Origin of the sequence: Duganella aquatilis, assembly GCF_009674565.1 — a bacterium.
Lineage (GTDB): Bacteria > Pseudomonadota > Gammaproteobacteria > Burkholderiales > Burkholderiaceae_D > Rugamonas > Rugamonas aquatilis.
In genome coordinates, this window is the sequence record NZ_WKJL01000002.1 from 83,349 (window position 1) to 97,519 (window position 14,171).

Annotated in this window: 15 protein-coding genes; 6 read left to right on the forward strand and 9 right to left on the reverse strand. The window is 65.8% G+C overall.

Annotated features, from left to right (window positions below; genetic code table 11):
* The first annotated feature begins 75 nt into the window (after positions 1–75).
* The 5 genes from GJ698_RS04740 to GJ698_RS04760 all read left to right on the forward strand — a co-directional run bounded on the left by GJ698_RS04740 (position 76) and on the right by GJ698_RS04760 (position 3,181).
* Positions 76–648 carry a GNAT family N-acetyltransferase gene (locus GJ698_RS04740; RefSeq protein WP_229259838.1) on the forward strand — a complete coding sequence of 191 codons (573 nt, stop codon included), beginning with the start codon at positions 76–78 and terminating at the stop codon, positions 646–648.
* Between the two features lie 101 nt (positions 649–749).
* Positions 750–1,001, forward strand: a complete 252-nt coding sequence (locus tag GJ698_RS04745; protein WP_154356463.1) for a hypothetical protein — start codon at positions 750–752, stop codon at positions 999–1,001.
* Positions 998–1,927 carry a sensor histidine kinase gene (locus GJ698_RS04750; protein WP_154356464.1) on the forward strand — a complete coding sequence of 310 codons (930 nt, stop codon included), beginning with the start codon at positions 998–1,000 and terminating at the stop codon, positions 1,925–1,927. The genes GJ698_RS04745 and GJ698_RS04750 overlap by 4 nt, the downstream gene beginning before the upstream one ends.
* On the forward strand, positions 1,924–2,685 hold the full coding sequence (locus GJ698_RS04755; RefSeq protein ID WP_154356465.1) for a LytR/AlgR family response regulator transcription factor: 762 nt from the start codon (positions 1,924–1,926) through the stop codon (positions 2,683–2,685). The genes GJ698_RS04750 and GJ698_RS04755 overlap by 4 nt, the downstream gene beginning before the upstream one ends.
* A gap of 55 nt (positions 2,686–2,740) precedes the next feature.
* Positions 2,741–3,181, forward strand: a complete 441-nt coding sequence (locus GJ698_RS04760) for a VOC family protein (protein ID WP_154356466.1) — start codon at positions 2,741–2,743, stop codon at positions 3,179–3,181.
* Here the strand turns inward: GJ698_RS04760 and GJ698_RS04765 are convergent.
* The 3 genes from GJ698_RS04765 to GJ698_RS04775 are packed head-to-tail and all read right to left on the reverse strand — an operon-like array spanning position 3,157 to position 5,069.
* A complete protein-coding gene (locus GJ698_RS04765) occupies positions 3,157–3,900 on the reverse strand; it encodes a molybdopterin-dependent oxidoreductase (protein ID WP_154356467.1) in 744 nt (247 codons plus the stop codon). The genes GJ698_RS04760 and GJ698_RS04765 overlap by 25 nt on opposite strands.
* Entirely contained in the window at positions 3,897–4,454 is a 558-nt protein-coding gene (locus GJ698_RS04770) for a cytochrome b/b6 domain-containing protein (RefSeq protein ID WP_154356468.1), read from the reverse strand. Before GJ698_RS04770 ends, GJ698_RS04765 begins: the two co-directional genes overlap by 4 nt.
* Positions 4,455–4,466: 12 nt before the next feature.
* Positions 4,467–5,069: a hypothetical protein gene (locus GJ698_RS04775; protein ID WP_154356469.1), complete on the reverse strand. Its 603-nt coding sequence runs from the start codon at positions 5,067–5,069 to the stop codon at positions 4,467–4,469.
* 114 nt (positions 5,070–5,183) lie between these two features.
* On the opposite strand from GJ698_RS04775, the gene GJ698_RS04780 reads away from it, so the two are divergent.
* Positions 5,184–6,629, forward strand: a complete 1,446-nt coding sequence (locus GJ698_RS04780; protein WP_154356470.1) for an HD domain-containing phosphohydrolase — start codon at positions 5,184–5,186, stop codon at positions 6,627–6,629.
* On the opposite strand, the gene GJ698_RS04785 is transcribed toward GJ698_RS04780, so the two are convergent.
* Genes GJ698_RS04785 through GJ698_RS04810 form a run of 6 tightly spaced genes read right to left on the reverse strand, consistent with a single transcriptional unit; the run spans position 6,624 to position 14,140 of the window.
* Positions 6,624–7,850, reverse strand: coding sequence for a nucleoside deaminase (locus GJ698_RS04785; protein ID WP_154356471.1), 1,227 nt, complete (start codon positions 7,848–7,850; stop codon positions 6,624–6,626). The two genes, GJ698_RS04780 and GJ698_RS04785, sit on opposite strands and share 6 nt — an antisense overlap.
* Positions 7,850–8,257 carry a cytidine deaminase gene (locus tag GJ698_RS04790; protein ID WP_154356472.1) on the reverse strand — a complete coding sequence of 136 codons (408 nt, stop codon included), beginning with the start codon at positions 8,255–8,257 and terminating at the stop codon, positions 7,850–7,852. The genes GJ698_RS04785 and GJ698_RS04790 overlap by 1 nt, the downstream gene beginning before the upstream one ends.
* Entirely contained in the window at positions 8,254–9,576 is a 1,323-nt protein-coding gene (gene deoA, locus GJ698_RS04795) for a thymidine phosphorylase (RefSeq protein WP_154356473.1), read from the reverse strand. Before deoA ends, GJ698_RS04790 begins: the two co-directional genes overlap by 4 nt.
* Positions 9,577–9,588: 12 nt before the next feature.
* Entirely contained in the window at positions 9,589–11,970 is a 2,382-nt protein-coding gene (locus tag GJ698_RS04800; protein ID WP_371865132.1) for an aldehyde dehydrogenase family protein, read from the reverse strand.
* 17 nt (positions 11,971–11,987) lie between these two features.
* Positions 11,988–12,950: a deoxyribose-phosphate aldolase gene (deoC, locus tag GJ698_RS04805; protein WP_154356474.1), complete on the reverse strand. Its 963-nt coding sequence runs from the start codon at positions 12,948–12,950 to the stop codon at positions 11,988–11,990.
* Positions 12,947–14,140 carry a phosphopentomutase gene (locus tag GJ698_RS04810; RefSeq protein ID WP_154356475.1) on the reverse strand — a complete coding sequence of 398 codons (1,194 nt, stop codon included), beginning with the start codon at positions 14,138–14,140 and terminating at the stop codon, positions 12,947–12,949. Before GJ698_RS04810 ends, deoC begins: the two co-directional genes overlap by 4 nt.
* Between the last annotated feature and the right edge of the window lie 31 nt (positions 14,141–14,171).

Sequence of the window (14,171 nt, forward strand, 5' to 3'; positions counted from 1 at the left end):
TAATTGTGAATAGTATATCATGCTTCAAAGCCAAGGCTTAAAAATAAATTCGAAGAGACAACTTTAATTATGGAAATGTTCACACCTTTCACGCTGCATACCACACGCCTGACCTTGCGCTTTGTCGAACCCGGCGACGCCGCGGCGCTGTTCCGCATCATGTCGGTCGAAGCCGCCATGCGCTACTTCAGCAGCACGCCGTGGCGGGAGCTGTCGCAGGCGGTCGACAACATCGAGCAAACGCTCAAAGGCTACCGGGACCGCACCGCGCTGCGCCTGGCCATGGTGCCGCGCGACGGCGAACACGTGGGCCAAGTGATCGGCACTGTCACCCTGTACGCCTTCGACCTGCGCAACAAGCGTTGCGAAATCGGCTACATCCTCGGCCAGCCGCATTGGGGCCGGCGCTACACCCAGGAAGCCCTGCGCGCGGTGATCGACTATGCCTTCGAAACCCTGCAACTGCGGCGCCTGGAAGCGGATATCCATCCGGACAATATTGCCTCCGAGCGACTGTTGCAAAGCCTGCACTTCCAGCGCGAAGGCCATCTGCGCCAGCGCTGGTACGTCGGCGACGAAGTTTCCGACAGCATCATCTACGGCCTGCTACAGCAGGACTGGCAAGCCGCCATTCATCCGGCGCAATAGCCGGCCATGCCCGCGAAAGCGCAGTTGATCGGAATCCGCGACATGGCGGCGCCAGGCTTTGTTACAGTGCTCTCATCGCACCACCTTTCAGGAGACACACGATGAACCAAGCCGCCGCCCTCATAGATGAAATTTTCCAGGCCCTGACGCAGATGCTGCGCTACGCCGTGCGCCTGATCGGCCGCATGTCGCCGCCGGCGCTGCTGGGCGCGGCGCTGGTGCTGGCCTTCATCTGTTCCATCCTGCCGCTGGCCATCGTGCTGTTCGCATTCTTCATGCTGATCAAGATCGCGGTCGGCGCCTGCGTCATCGGCCGCCGCCGCGCCAACCGTCCGCAGGAGCACGTGGAATGAAGAAGCACCGGCTGGCCCAGGCCAGCTATAAAAATGCCAAGAGCCTGCTGGACATCGTCCGCGAAATCGGCGAAACCGCCGTCAGCGTGTGGTGGCATTTCTTCGACTGGCTGGCGCAGGTGGAATGGCGCAAGCTGGTGATCATCTGGCTGCTGTTGCTGATCCTGTCGGCCTCGCTGTTCCATGTGAACGAGCAGGCCTGGGGCTTCATCCTGATCTCGTTCGGCCTGAAGGTGCTGGCCGGCGGCAAGCGCAAGGCCGAGCTGGAAGCGCGCAACGCCGAAACCCACGCCGACGAGGAAAGCATCGAACGGCGCGTGGTCGAGGCGCGCATGGCCGCCCTGCAGGCCCAGGTCGAGCCGCACTTTTTATTCAACACCCTGGCGCTGATCGGCCAGCTGATCGAGACCGATCCGCCGCAGGCCGCGCGCATCCACCAGAACCTGATCGACTACCTGCGCGCCACGCTGCCGCAGATGCGCGCCAAGGGTTCCGGCACGCTGGGCCGGCAGATCGACATGTCGCGCGCCTACCTGGCCATCATGCAGGCGCGCATGCGCGCGCGGCTGGCGGTGTCGATCGACGTGCCGGACGAGATGCTGAGCGCCACCTTCCCGGTGATGATGCTGCAGATCCTGATCGAGAACTCCATCAAGCACGGGCTGGAACCGAAGATCGAAGGCGGCCGCATCGACATCCGCGCCACGGTCGACGGCCAGATGCTGCAAGTGGACGTGTGCGACGACGGCGTCGGCTTCAACGCCTTCGCCGGCGACGGCCTCGGCCTGGCCAATGTGCGCGAACGCCTGCGCATCCAGTACGGCAACCGCGCCCAGCTGGTGATCGAAGCGCCGCTGACCGGCGGCACGCGCGCCAGCATCCGCGTTCCCTACGCTCCCGATATTTTTGCCGCGAGTTCCAAATGAATGCTCCCACCGCCCTGATCGCCGACGATGAAGAAGGCATGCGCCAGCAGCTGCGCAGCCGCCTGCAGGAAGCCTGGCCGGCGCTGAACATCGTTGCCGAAGCCGAGAACGGCATCGAGGCCGTGGCGCTGGCCGGCAAGCACCAGCCGGACATCGTCTTCCTCGACATCCGCATGCCGGGCCTGTCGGGCATCGAGGCGGCGCGCATGCTGTTCAACCGCTGCCACCTGGTGTTCGTCACCGCCTACGATCAATATGCGATCGAGGCGTTCGAACAGGGCGCGCTGGATTACCTGCTGAAGCCGGTCGGCGGCGAGCGCCTGAAGACCACCTGCGCGCGGCTGCAATCGCTGATCGGCCAGCAGCCGTCCAATATCGAACGCCAGCTCAGCCAGTTGCTGTCGAACCACAGCAAGCCGGCCGCCAAGCCGGATTACCTGCGCTGGATACAGGCCGTGGTCGGCGCCAACCTGCGCATGATCTCCACCCGCGAGGTGTTGTTTTTCCAGGCCGATGAAAAATACACGCGGGTGCAGACCGAGCAGTCGGAAGTCCTGATCCGCAAGACGCTGAAGGAGCTGGCGGATGAGCTGGACCCGGACGAGTTCTGGCGCATCCACCGCTCGACGCTGGTGCGCGTGGACGCCATCGAGGAAGTCACGCGCGACCTGCGCGGCCGGCAGATGGTGCGCATCCGCAACCATCCAACGCTGTTGGAAGTGAGCCGCGGCCACACTCATTTATTCCAGCAAATGTAACGGCGTGCCGCGGGCATCGGCGTATACTGGCTTCCTTCACTCAAGGGAGGGAACGATGTCCAGCATACCCAAGCAAACCCTGTGCGGCGTCATACCATGCCTGCGCTACCGCGACGCCCCGGCCGCCATCGCATGGCTGCGCGACACCCTCGGCTTTGAGGTCCAGTTCACGGTGCCCAATGAAGACGGCAGCATCGCCCACGCCCAGCTCACCTTCGGCAACAGCATGATCATGCTGGGGTCGGCGGTGGACAGCGAATACGGCCGGCTGCTCAGGCAGCCATCGGAAACCGGCGGCCACGTCACGCAGGCGGCCTACCTGGTCGTCAACAATGCCGACCTGGTGTACGGCCGCGTGCTGGAAGCCGGCGGCAAGATCCTGCTCGACATCAAGGACGAAGACTACGGCGGGCGCGGCTTCACCTGCAGCGACCTGGAAGGCCACGTCTGGAGCATCGGCACCTACGATCCCTACAAGCCGGCGAACCAGTTGTAGCCTTGCAGGTCTTCCCAATAGCCGCTGCTGAACTGGTTGGACACGCGCATGCCGGTCAGGTGCTTGGGATTCTTGAAGCCCAGTTTGGTCGGTATGCGCAGCCGCAGCGGAAAGCCGAATTCGTCGGGCAGATCGTTCGCGCCGTTGAAGCCGAACGCCAGCATGGTCTGCGGATGCAGCGCGCTGGCCATGTCGATGCTGGTGTAGTAACCGTCGGCGCAGGTGAAGGCGACGTATTTCGCGCCGGTGTCGGCGCCGATCAGGTGCAGGAAATGATGGAGCGGTACGCCGGTCCACTCGCCGATGGCGCTCCAGCCTTCGATGCAGGCCAGCCGCGTGATTTCGGTCAGCGGCGGCAGCGCCTGCAGCTGTTTCAGTGTCCACTCACCCGGCGTGCGCACCAGTCCCTCGACCTTGAAGCGCCAGCGGTCGGCGTCGATCTCCGGCACCGACGCTTCCGAATAAAAGGCGTTGAAGCGGAACGGCAAGGTCAGCTCGCTGCGCTTGAACAGCGGCGCCAGCGTCTGCGGACGGAACAGCGCGGCCTGCGCCGCATCGTTCAAGCGCGACACGCGCTTGAGCGCGGTTTGCACGGTATCGTCGGCGCTCGGTTCGCAGCCCGACAGCAGCGCTGCCGCCGCGCCGCCCAGCGACAGCAGCAGCCGGCGCCGGCCGGTATCGATCGCGGGCGTTGGTGGAGTCCAGATTTTCCTGCTCATGATGCGCTCCGGTTCACGCCCAGCATGCCCAGCAGCAGACGCGGCGACAAAAGGGCCAGACAGATGTGGCCGCAGGCGAACAGCGCCAGCAAGCTCATACAAAGAAAATGCGCCTGACGCGCCATCTGGTAACCGCCGAAAGCGCTGGTCAGCCACTGCAACTGCACCGGCTTCCAGATCGACAGGCCGGACAGTATCACCAAGGTCAGCAAGGCCAGCACGCCGAGATAGGCAAGCTTCTGCACGCGGCTGCGTTCGCCGCCATCGTGTGTCCGTCCGAGCGACAGGTACAGGCGACGCCCGCGGCCCGTCGCCACCAGCAGCGCCAGCGCCACCAGCCCATTGGCCGCGAGCAGCCACATGCCGGCAAAATGCCACATCAGCGCGCCGGGCAGATTGCCGCCCAGGGTCAGGTAGCGGGCAAAGCCCGGTATCCAGAACGGATCGGCGTTATAGATCTGCCAGCCGCTGGTCAGCATCACCGCAAACATGGTCGCGTTGGTCCAGTGGCACAGGCGCACCCAGCGCGGCGGCAGGGCATGGATGGTCGACATGGCGGCCGTGCGTCAGATCGGTGGAATAAAACCGTCGCGGCCGACCAGCACCACGTTGGCGGTGGTGGCGCCATCGTCAGCCTTGCCGCCGATGACCAGCACCTTGGCGCCAACCACGATCAGTTCGCGGCTGCCCGGCATAAACTGGCCATACACGGTCGCACCGTCCAGCACCACCTGCTGGGTCTTGCTGCCGAAGCGCATTTCCAGCTCGGTCGCGCTGGCCTTTTTGCTGAGCTTGGCGACGGTGGCATTGGTCATGGTTTCGCCCTCGTTGCGGTCCCATGGGAAGTGGCCTTCATTCAGGCCGCGCGCGGCCTCCGGGAAAATCATCACGCCCAGCGCGCGCACCTTGCCCTGCGGCGCCGGCGCGGCGGCAATGCCCAGGTAGCTGTTTTCCTGCACTGCCGCGATGCTGCTGCGCGAGACGTCCATCACCTGCAACGCCGGCGGCAGCTTGACGGTGGTCTTCACGCCCTTGCGGTCGACGACGGTCACTTCGGTGGGGCTGACAGCGGTCACTTCGCCGCGCAGGTGGACCTGGCGGTCGGCGGCAAAACTGGCGGTGGCGGCAAACAATGCAGCGGTGGCGACCAGTAACTTCACGATTTTCATGGTTTTCCTTGAATGGAATGGAACGGAAGCCGCACTATGCCGGGCCGTCCCGTTCTCCGCCATCGGTCGAATAACCGATGCCGGCGCCAGCGCGGATGTCGCTATAATCGGCCCATGCATCCCGACACCACCACTCCCATCACCGACGCCGTGCGCACCCTGGCTTACGTTGGCGATCTGAGCATGGGCCAGCCCACCGAGCACTCGCTGCGCACCGCCTGGCTGGCGGCGCGCATCGCCGAAGCGGTGGGCGGCGCCGGCGCCGATACATCCGCCGTCCAGCATGCGGCCCTGCTGCGCTGGTCGGGCTGCACCGCCAATGCGCCGGAATTCAGCGCGCTGGTGGGCGACGATGTCGGCATGCGTGCCGGGCTGCTGGCGCACCGGCTGGACGATCCGGCCGTGGTGCATGCGGCCGGCCAGTTGCATCGCGACCGGCGGCCGCTGTCGCAAATCCACTGCGAGGTCTCGGGCGAAATCGCCTGCATGCTGCGCTTGTCGCCGGACGTGGAGAATGCGCTGCGCGCCATCTTCGCCACCTACGACGGCAGCGGCCCCAATCATTCGCGGCTGCGCACCGTGCCGGACAGCGTGTACATGGTGGCGTTGGCCAGCGACGTGGAAATACTGAGCCGCGACGGCCTGCCGCGCGCGCTGGAGATCATCGCCCACCAAAGCGGCAAAACCTATCCGGCGGAACTGGCCGCGCTGGTCAGCCGCCACGCCGCCGGCTGGCTCGAAGCGCTCGATGGCGACGACGATTGGCAGGCCGCGCTGGACCTGGGCGCCTCGGTCGCCGGCGGCAGCGTGCCGCTGGAACTGCTGGCCGACGTCATCGACCTGAAGCTGCCATGGATGACCGGTTACTCGCGGCGCGTGGCGCTGGCGGCGCGCGATGGCGCCGCGTCGATGGGCCTGGACATGGCGGCGCAACAATCCTGCTACCGCGCGGCGCTGCTGCACGGTATAGGCCGCGCCGCCGTGCCGAACAGCGTGTGGAACACGAGCGGCAAGCTATCGTTGGCGGCGCGCGAAAAGCTGCGGCTGGCGCCTTACTGGACCAGCCGCGCCGCTGCCTGCATCGGCTCCCTGGCGCGCGACGCCGAAATCGGCTCGTATGCGGGCGAACGGCTGGACGGCAGCGGCGCCTTCCGCGCGTGCGCCGGCGCGGCGATGCCGGTCGAAGGAAAAATCGTGGCGGCGGCAAGCGCATGGATCGCGCTGCAATCGCAGCGGCCATGGCGCGCGGCGCTGGCGGCCGGCGACGCCAGCGCACTGCTGGCGGAGGAAGCCGCTGCCGGCCGTTTCGACGCCGACGCCGTGCGCGCCGTCAGCGGCGCCATGCAAGCGGCGCCGCCGTCGGAGAAAATCCTGCTGACCGAGCGCGAGACCGCCATATTCCGTCGCATCAGCCTCGGGCTGACCAACAAGGAAGTGGCGCGCGATCTGGACATCAGCCCAAGCACGGTGCGCACCCATGTGGAAAATGTGTTCCGCAAACTCGGCTGCAGTACCCGCGCGGCTGCCACGCTCAAGGCGGCCACGCTGCGGCTTTTATGACGACGCCAACGCGGCGACCAGCGCGTTGTCGGCCACCTGCGTCGGCCGGATGCGGATGATGTTGCGGTACAGCGGCGGCATGGCGGCGCAGATGGCGGCCAGTTCGGCTTCCGGCAGCGCCGGCAGCACGTATTGGAACTGGGTGGGATTCTTCATCGGCAGCGGACCTTCCATGGTCGAGCCATAGGCGCCGAGGTTCATGAAGCTGACGGCGCTGGCGTCCGGTCCCTTCGCAAACACGAAAGTGCCGTCCTTCGGGTGGCCGAGGTAGTGGCGGATGTCGTCCTGCTGTGCGCGCGTGGCGCCGTGCAGCAGCTTGTAGCGCAGCTGCGCGTAGGCGCGCGTGGTTTCCATGAAGGCGCTGCGGATGCCCGACTGCGTCATCCGGCCCGGCATGCACAGCAGCAGGTTGCCGAAGGAATCCAGCAAGGCCACCGCGTCCCCTGCCCCGCCGTGCTCCCGGTCGCGCGCCATGGCTTGCAGCAGGAACGGCGCCAGGCCGGCATCCGGCTGGTGCGGCGCGCAGCGGTAGGCCAGCGCATCCGGATACTGCTGCTTCAGCGCCCGCACGATGGCGTGATCGGCCGGCAGCGTGGCCGGGTCTTTCAGCGATTCCTGCGGCAGATCGCTGTTCACCATCTCCATCACATCGGCCGACGTGGCCTCGAACACCAGCGAGCATAAGGCCTGCGTCGGTTCGGCGATGGTTTTGCCGATGAAGAAGGACTTCGGCGTGGCGCCCGATGCGGCGCGCGCATACGACGAGGCGCCGAGGATGGCCGGGTAGCCGAAGCTGTCGCCGGCCTGCGCGCGCAGCGCTGCCGGCAGCGCGTGGAAGCCTGCGCTGTTGTCGTAGTTGATGCCGGCGTTCCGGTCCGGCGCGGCCACCACCACGTTGAAGCCGCCGGCCAGGATCGCGCCGCTGCACATGCAGCAGGGATCGAGCGAGGTGACGATGGTGACGTCCTGCGGCGCCGGCAGTTCGCGGCCCTTGGCGCGTTCGGCGTAGTACCAGTCGATCAACTGGCGCTCGCCGTGCGCGGTCGGGTCGAAAATCAGGCCGTCCTTGACGACGTTGTTGTGCAGCGATTGCAGCACGTTGCCGTGCTGGTCCAGCATCACGCCGCCGACGCCGAAAGTGCCTTGCGTCTTGGCGGCGATGGCTTCGGCCGCCGCGATGGCGACAGCCGCTTGCACATCAATCGTCTTCTTGAAGGCCATTACTTCTTCTTGAGGTCCGCGCCGCCAAAGGCGTTCGGCAGCTGTGCGGCGGCGGTGGTTTCGAAGATGTCGCCTTTCAGGTTGGTCAGCAGGACCGGCAGGTCGTTGCCGCCCAACTCCAGGATCACCTGGCGGCAGGCGCCGCAAGGCGCGATCGGGCCGTCGGTTTCGCCGATGACCACCAGCTGGTCGAAATCGCCCTGCTTGTAGCCATGGGCGAAGGCGCTGAAGAAGGCGGTGCGCTCGGCGCAGTTGCACAGACCATAGGCGGCGTTTTCCACGTTACAGCCGTGGAACACCTTGCCGTCATTGGTCCGCAGAGCGGCGCCGACCTTGAAGTTGGAGTATGGCGCGTATGCCTTCAGACGCGCGGCGGCGGCTTCGGCGATCAGTTCTTGTTTGTTCATGGTTTGATCGTGCGGTAGATGACGGGATTGGCGGCAGGCGCGGCGTCGGTGATCTGGTACGCCGCCTGGATTTCGCGGATGGCCTGTTCGGCCGCTTCCTGGGTGCGGGCGTGCACCATGGCCAGCGGCTGGCCGGCTTCGATCTTGTCGCCCAGGCCCGCCAGGCCGGTCAGGCCGACGGCGAAGTCGATCGGATCGGCGGCGCGACGGCGGCCGCCTCCCAGCGACACCACCGCCAGACCGATGTCGCGGCAGTTGGCCGCTGCGGCGTAGCCGGAGCTCAGCGCGGGCGCCGGCACGATGACCGGCGAACGTTCCAGGTACTTGTCCGGATTGTCCATCAGGTCCGCAGGACCGCCCAGCGCCACCACCATGCGCGCAAAGCGTTCGGCCGCTTCGCCGCTGTCCAGCGACGCTTGCAGCTTGGCGCGCGCTTCTTCCGCGGTCGCCGCCAGCTTGCCCAGCACCAGCATCTCGGCGCACAGCGCCATCGTCACTTCGTGCAGACGCGCGGGACGCGACTTGCCGCTCAGGTAGTCGATCGCGCCGCGCACTTCGACGGCGTTGCCGGCGTAGGGCGCCAGCGATTCGTTCATGTCGGTCAGGATGGCGGAAGTCATCATGCCGGCGCCGTTGCCGACCTTGACGATGCTCTCGGCCAGTTCCACCGATTTGTCGTAGGTCGGCATGAAGGCGCCGCTGCCGACTTTCACGTCCATCACTAGCGCATCCAGGCCGGCCGACAGTTTCTTCGACAGGATGGAGCCGGTGATCATGGCCACCGATTCCACCGTCGCGGTGACGTCGCGCACGCCGTAGAAGATCTTGTCCGACGGCGCCAGCGACGACGTCTGGCCGATGATGGCGACGCCGACTTCCTTCACCACCTTGCGGAACAAGGCGTTGTCCGGCACCGTGGTGTAGCCGGGGATGGAATCGAACTTGTCCAGCGTGCCGCCGGTGTGGCCCAGGCCACGGCCGGAGATCATCGGCACATAGCCGCCGCAGGCTGCGACCATGGGGCCGAGCAGCAGCGAGACCACGTCGCCGACGCCGCCGGTGGAGTGCTTGTCGACCACGGGACCGTTCAGGTCCAGCGAGCGCCAGTCCAGCACTTCGCCGGAGTCGCGCATGGCCAGCGTGAAGGCGACGCGTTCGTCCATGTTCATGCCGTTGAAATAGACAGCCATTGCCAGCGCGGCGATCTGGCTTTCGGTCACGCGGCCGGAGGTGATGCCGCCAACGAAGAACTGGATCTCTTCGGCCGACAATACGCCGCCGTCACGCTTCTTGCGGATGATCTCTTGAGGTAAAAACATGTAATGCTCCGATCAGACGCCGTAAGGGATCCAGATGTTTTTGACTTGCGATGCGTGCGCGAGGACTGCGCGGCCGCCGGCTTGCGCCGTGCTGTACCAGTCGCGGCCCTTCGCCCCGCCAACCCAGGTGCGCTTCAGCGACGCAGCCGACAGGCGCTCGACTTCGGCGCAGCCTTCGGCCGAGCCGTCGTGACGCCACACCGCATCGATGTCCGAGTGCGTCGCCAGCGTACGCGCCAGCTCGTCGGCCGAACCGGTGACGATGTTGACCACGCCGCCCGGCAGGTCCGACGTATCGAACACCTGGTACAGATCGGTGGCCGACAGTGGATGCGCTTCCGACGGCACCACCACCACGCGGTTGCCCAGCGCGATCGCCGGCGCCACCAGCGAAATGAAGCCCAGCAGCGGCGACTCGTTCGGGCACACAATGCCGATCACGCCCAGCGGCTCGTTCAGCGCCACGGTGATGCCATGCATCGGCGGCTGATGCGCCAGGCCGTCGTACTTGTCGGCCCAGGCGGCGTAGTAGAACAGACGCTCGATCGACGCCTGCACTTCCTTCTCGGCGTTTTTCGTGCCGGTCATGGCGGCGATGCGGGCGGCGAATTCCTCGCCGCGCGCGGCCAGGTTTTCAGCGATGTAGTACAGCACTTGCGCGCGGTTGTGCGACGTCGCCTTGGTCCAGCCGCCAGCCTTGTGTGCGGCTTCCACGGCGTTGCGGATGTCCTTGCGGCTGCCCTCGCCCACTTCGGCGATGAAGGAACCGTCGGCGCCGTGAATCGCGCGGCTGTAGGCGCCGTCAGGGCGCGCCTGCTTGCCGCCGATGTACATCTTGGCGGTGCGGTCGATGCCGAACGGGCTGCCGGCCGGCACGGCGGCTTTCGCCTTGGCCTTGGCTTCCACAACAGGAGCGGCAGGACGCGCGTCTTCCGACAGCGCGGTCAGGTACTCGTACATGCCTTCGCGGCCGCCTTCACGGCCAAAGCCGGATTCGCGGTAGCCGCCGAAGCCGCAAGCGGCGTCGAACTGGTTGGCGGTGTTAATCCACACCACACCGGCCTTGATCTGCGGCGCGACGTCCAGCGCCAGCGAGATGTTCTCGGTCCACACGCAGGCGGCCAGGCCGTACACGGTGTTGTTCGCCAGCTGCACCACTTCAGGCGGTGTTCGGAAGCTCATCGCCACCAGCACCGGTCCGAAGATCTCGGCCTGCGCCACGGCGGCCGACGTCGAAGCGCCGGTGATCAGCGTTGGCGGGAACCACGAGCCGTCGGTTGGCAGTTCGCAGGCCGGCTGGTACACGGTGCAGCCTTCGTCGCGCGCCGATTGCACCAGGCCTTCGATGCGCTGCTTCTGCACCGGATCGACCAGCGCGCCGATGTCCATCGACTTGTCCAGCGGCGAACCGAGGGTCAGCTTGTCCATGCGGGCACGCAGCTTGGCCAGGAACTTGTCCTGCACCGATTCCTGCACCAGCAGGCGCGAACCGGCGCAGCATACCTGGCCCTGATTGAACCAGATCGAATCGACCAGGCCTTCGACGGCGGCGTCCAGGTCCGCATCTTCAAACACGATGAACGGCGACTTGCCGCCCAGTTCCAGCGACAGCTTTTTGCCGCTGCCTGCGGTGGCCTGGCGAATCAGGCGGCCCACTTCGGTCGAACCGGTGAAGGCCAGCTTGTCGATGCCTTCGTGCTTGACGATGGCTTCGCCCACGCTGCCGTCGCCGGTGACGATGTTGACGACGCCGGCCGGCACGCCGGCCTGCACGCAGATTTCAGCGAACAGCAGCGCGGTCAGCGAAGTGAATTCGGCCGGCTTGAAGACCACGGTATTACCGGCGGCCAGCGCCGGTGCGATTTTCCACGACAGCATCAGCAGCGGGAAATTCCACGGCACGATCTGGCCCACCACGCCCACGGCGCGGTAGTCGGCGAATTCTTCGGCCTGCAGTTGCGCCCAGCCGGCGTGGTAGTAGAAGTGGCGCGCGGCCAGCGGCAGGTCGACGTCGCGGGTTTCGCGGATGGTCTTGCCGTTGTCCAGCGTTTCCAGCACGGCGAACAGGCGGGAATGCTTTTGCAGCAGGCGCGCCAGCGCGTACATCACTTTGGCGCGGCCATGGCCGCCCAGCGCCTGCCAGCCCGGCTGCGCGGCGCGCGCCGCGGCGACAGCGCGGTCAACGTCGGCGCTGGTGGCCTGCGTCAGGTCGGCCAGCTTGGCGGCATCGGCAGGATTGATGGAGGCGAACGTTTCGCCCGGCGCGGTCCACGCGTTGTCGATGAACAGGCCGAATTGGCGGCCGTGCTGCTCCAGCCACGCTTGCGCTTCTTTGGTGCTCTCCGGTGCTGGGCCGTATTCCATGGTGTTCAGGATCTCTTTGATGGTTGGCATGACAGTGTCCGTGTTCTTTATGGTTGCGCGTGGCGATGAGCGGCCGAGTAATGTCCGGTCACGTAGTGTTCCAGCTGGCGTTCGATGTCGGTCAGCAGGCTCGATGCGCCGATGCGGAACAGGTGCGGCTCCAGCCACTCGTTGCCCAGTTCTTCCTTCATCAGCGTCAGGTACTGCAGCGCGGCCTTGGCCGTGCCGACGCCGCCCGCAGGCTTGTAGCCGATCTTGAAGCCGGTCTGCTCGTGGTATTCGCGGATCGCGCGCACCATCGTCAGCGACACGGGGATCGTGGCGTTGACGGGTTCTTTACCGGTCGAGGTCTTGATGAAGTCCGCGCCGGCCATCATGCACACCCACGATGCCTTGGCCACGTTTTCCAGCGTGACCAGTTCACCGGTGGCCAGAATCGCCTTCACGTGCGCTTCGCCGCAAGCCTTGCGGTAAGCCAGCATCTCGTCGTACAGCGCCTGCCAGTTGCCGGTCAAAACGTGCTGGCGGGTGATGACGATATCGATCTCGGAGGCGCCGGCGGCGACCGACAGTTCGATCTCGCGCACCTTGGTTTCCATGCTGGTCAGGCCGGCCGGGAAGCCGGTCGACACGGCGGCGATCGGCAAGCGGCCTTGCAGCACGTCGACCGCAGGCTTGATCATCTCGTGGTACACGCAGACGGCGCCGGTGGCCAGGTTATAGTCCTGCAGGCCCAGGGCCTCCACCAGGTCGGCGCGCAGCGGACGCAGCGCCTTGCGGCACAGGCGTTCGACGCGGCCCGGCGTATCGTCGCCCGACAGCGTGGTCAGGTCGATCAGGCCGATGGCCTTGACCAGCCAGGCGGCCTGGTATTCCTTCTTCACCGTGCGGCGGTTGGCCAGGCTGGCGGCGCGGCGGTCGGCGGCGCTCTTGTTCACGTGGATGTGATTGATCCAGCCCAGGTCCAGCGGGACTGCTTCGTTGCGCTTGAAGTCACTAATGATGCTCATAGCAGATTGCTTCCGTTTGCGAGTGGTTTGACGCCGAGGTGATGGGCCAGGGTCTGACCGATGTCGGAGAAGGATTCGGAAATGCCCAGCGACTGCGCTTTCACTTTCGGACCGAAGAAGATCATCGGGATGTGTTCGCGCGTGTGGTCGGAGCCCGGCCAGGTTGGATCGCAGCCGTGGTCGGCGGTGATCACCACCAGGTCGTCCGCTTGCAGCTTGGCGATGAACTCCGGCAGGCGCGCGTCCATCTCGTGTAGCGCGTTCGAGTAGCCCTTGACGTCGCGGCGATGGCCGAAGGCCTGGTCGAAGTCGACGAAGTTCACGAAGGTCAGCGATTTGTCGCCCGCTTCGTCGGCCACTTTCAGCAGCGCGTCGAACAGCGCCATATTGTCCTTGCCCTTGACCACGCGCGACACGCCTTGGGTGGCGAAGATGTCGCTGATCTTGCCCAGCGCGATGACTTCGCCGCCGTCGTTCTTCACGTGGTCCAGCAGCGTCGGCGCCGGCGGTGCGACAGCGTAGTCGTGGCGGTTGGTGGTACGGGTGTAGTTGCCGTTCGCGCCCAGGAATGGACGGGCGATCACGCGGCCGATGTTGTACGGCTCGACCAGCTTGAAGGCGATCTCGCATACTTCATACAGGCGCTCCAGGCCGAACGATTCCTCGTGCGCGGCGATCTGCAGCACCGAGTCGGCCGAGGTGTAGATGATCGGTTTGCCGGTGGCGACATGCTCGTCGCCGTGCTTGTTGATGATTTCCGTGCCGGAAGCGTGGCAGTCGCCGAGGAAGCCGGGGACGCCGGTCAGCTCCTGCAGCCTGGCGGTCAGCTCGGCCGGGAACGACGGCACGGTTTTCGGGAAGTAGCCCCAGTCGAATTCCACCGGCACGCCGGCGATTTCCCAGTGGCCGGACTGGGTGTCCTTGCCGGTCGAACGCTCGCGCGCCGCGCCGTAGGCCGCGGTGAAGCCGTCGCGTTGATTGAAGCCGGTGGCCCACTCGCCGCTGGCCAGGTGCGCGGCGGCGGTCAGGCCCAGGTTTTCCATGGTCGGCAGCGACATCGGCGTGCCGCTCTTGGCGACTTGTTCGGCGATGTGGCCGAAGGTGTTGGCGCCGGCGTCGTTGTACTTCGCCGCGTCGGGCGTGGCGCCCAGACCAAACGAATCGAGCAGCAGGATAAATGCGCGTTTCATAATGAACTCCTAAAAAGCAAAAGGGCGGACT

Coding starts and splice junctions, on each gene's coding strand:
- GJ698_RS04740 (WP_229259838.1), top strand. CDS start 76: ATGTTCACACCTTTCACGCTGCATACCACACGCCTGACCTTGCGCTTT.
- GJ698_RS04745 (WP_154356463.1), top strand. CDS start 750: ATGAACCAAGCCGCCGCCCTCATAGATGAAATTTTCCAGGCCCTGACG.
- GJ698_RS04750 (WP_154356464.1), top strand. CDS start 998: ATGAAGAAGCACCGGCTGGCCCAGGCCAGCTATAAAAATGCCAAGAGC.
- GJ698_RS04755 (WP_154356465.1), top strand. CDS start 1,924: ATGAATGCTCCCACCGCCCTGATCGCCGACGATGAAGAAGGCATGCGC.
- GJ698_RS04760 (WP_154356466.1), top strand. CDS start 2,741: ATGTCCAGCATACCCAAGCAAACCCTGTGCGGCGTCATACCATGCCTG.
- GJ698_RS04765 (WP_154356467.1), bottom strand. CDS start 3,900: ATGAGCAGGAAAATCTGGACTCCACCAACGCCCGCGATCGATACCGGC.
- GJ698_RS04770 (WP_154356468.1), bottom strand. CDS start 4,454: ATGTCGACCATCCATGCCCTGCCGCCGCGCTGGGTGCGCCTGTGCCAC.
- GJ698_RS04775 (WP_154356469.1), bottom strand. CDS start 5,069: ATGAAAATCGTGAAGTTACTGGTCGCCACCGCTGCATTGTTTGCCGCC.
- GJ698_RS04780 (WP_154356470.1), top strand. CDS start 5,184: ATGCATCCCGACACCACCACTCCCATCACCGACGCCGTGCGCACCCTG.
- GJ698_RS04785 (WP_154356471.1), bottom strand. CDS start 7,850: ATGGCCTTCAAGAAGACGATTGATGTGCAAGCGGCTGTCGCCATCGCG.
- GJ698_RS04790 (WP_154356472.1), bottom strand. CDS start 8,257: ATGAACAAACAAGAACTGATCGCCGAAGCCGCCGCCGCGCGTCTGAAG.
- deoA (WP_154356473.1), bottom strand. CDS start 9,576: ATGTTTTTACCTCAAGAGATCATCCGCAAGAAGCGTGACGGCGGCGTA.
- GJ698_RS04800 (WP_371865132.1), bottom strand. CDS start 11,970: ATGCCAACCATCAAAGAGATCCTGAACACCATGGAATACGGCCCAGCA.
- deoC (WP_154356474.1), bottom strand. CDS start 12,950: ATGAGCATCATTAGTGACTTCAAGCGCAACGAAGCAGTCCCGCTGGAC.
- GJ698_RS04810 (WP_154356475.1), bottom strand. CDS start 14,140: ATGAAACGCGCATTTATCCTGCTGCTCGATTCGTTTGGTCTGGGCGCC.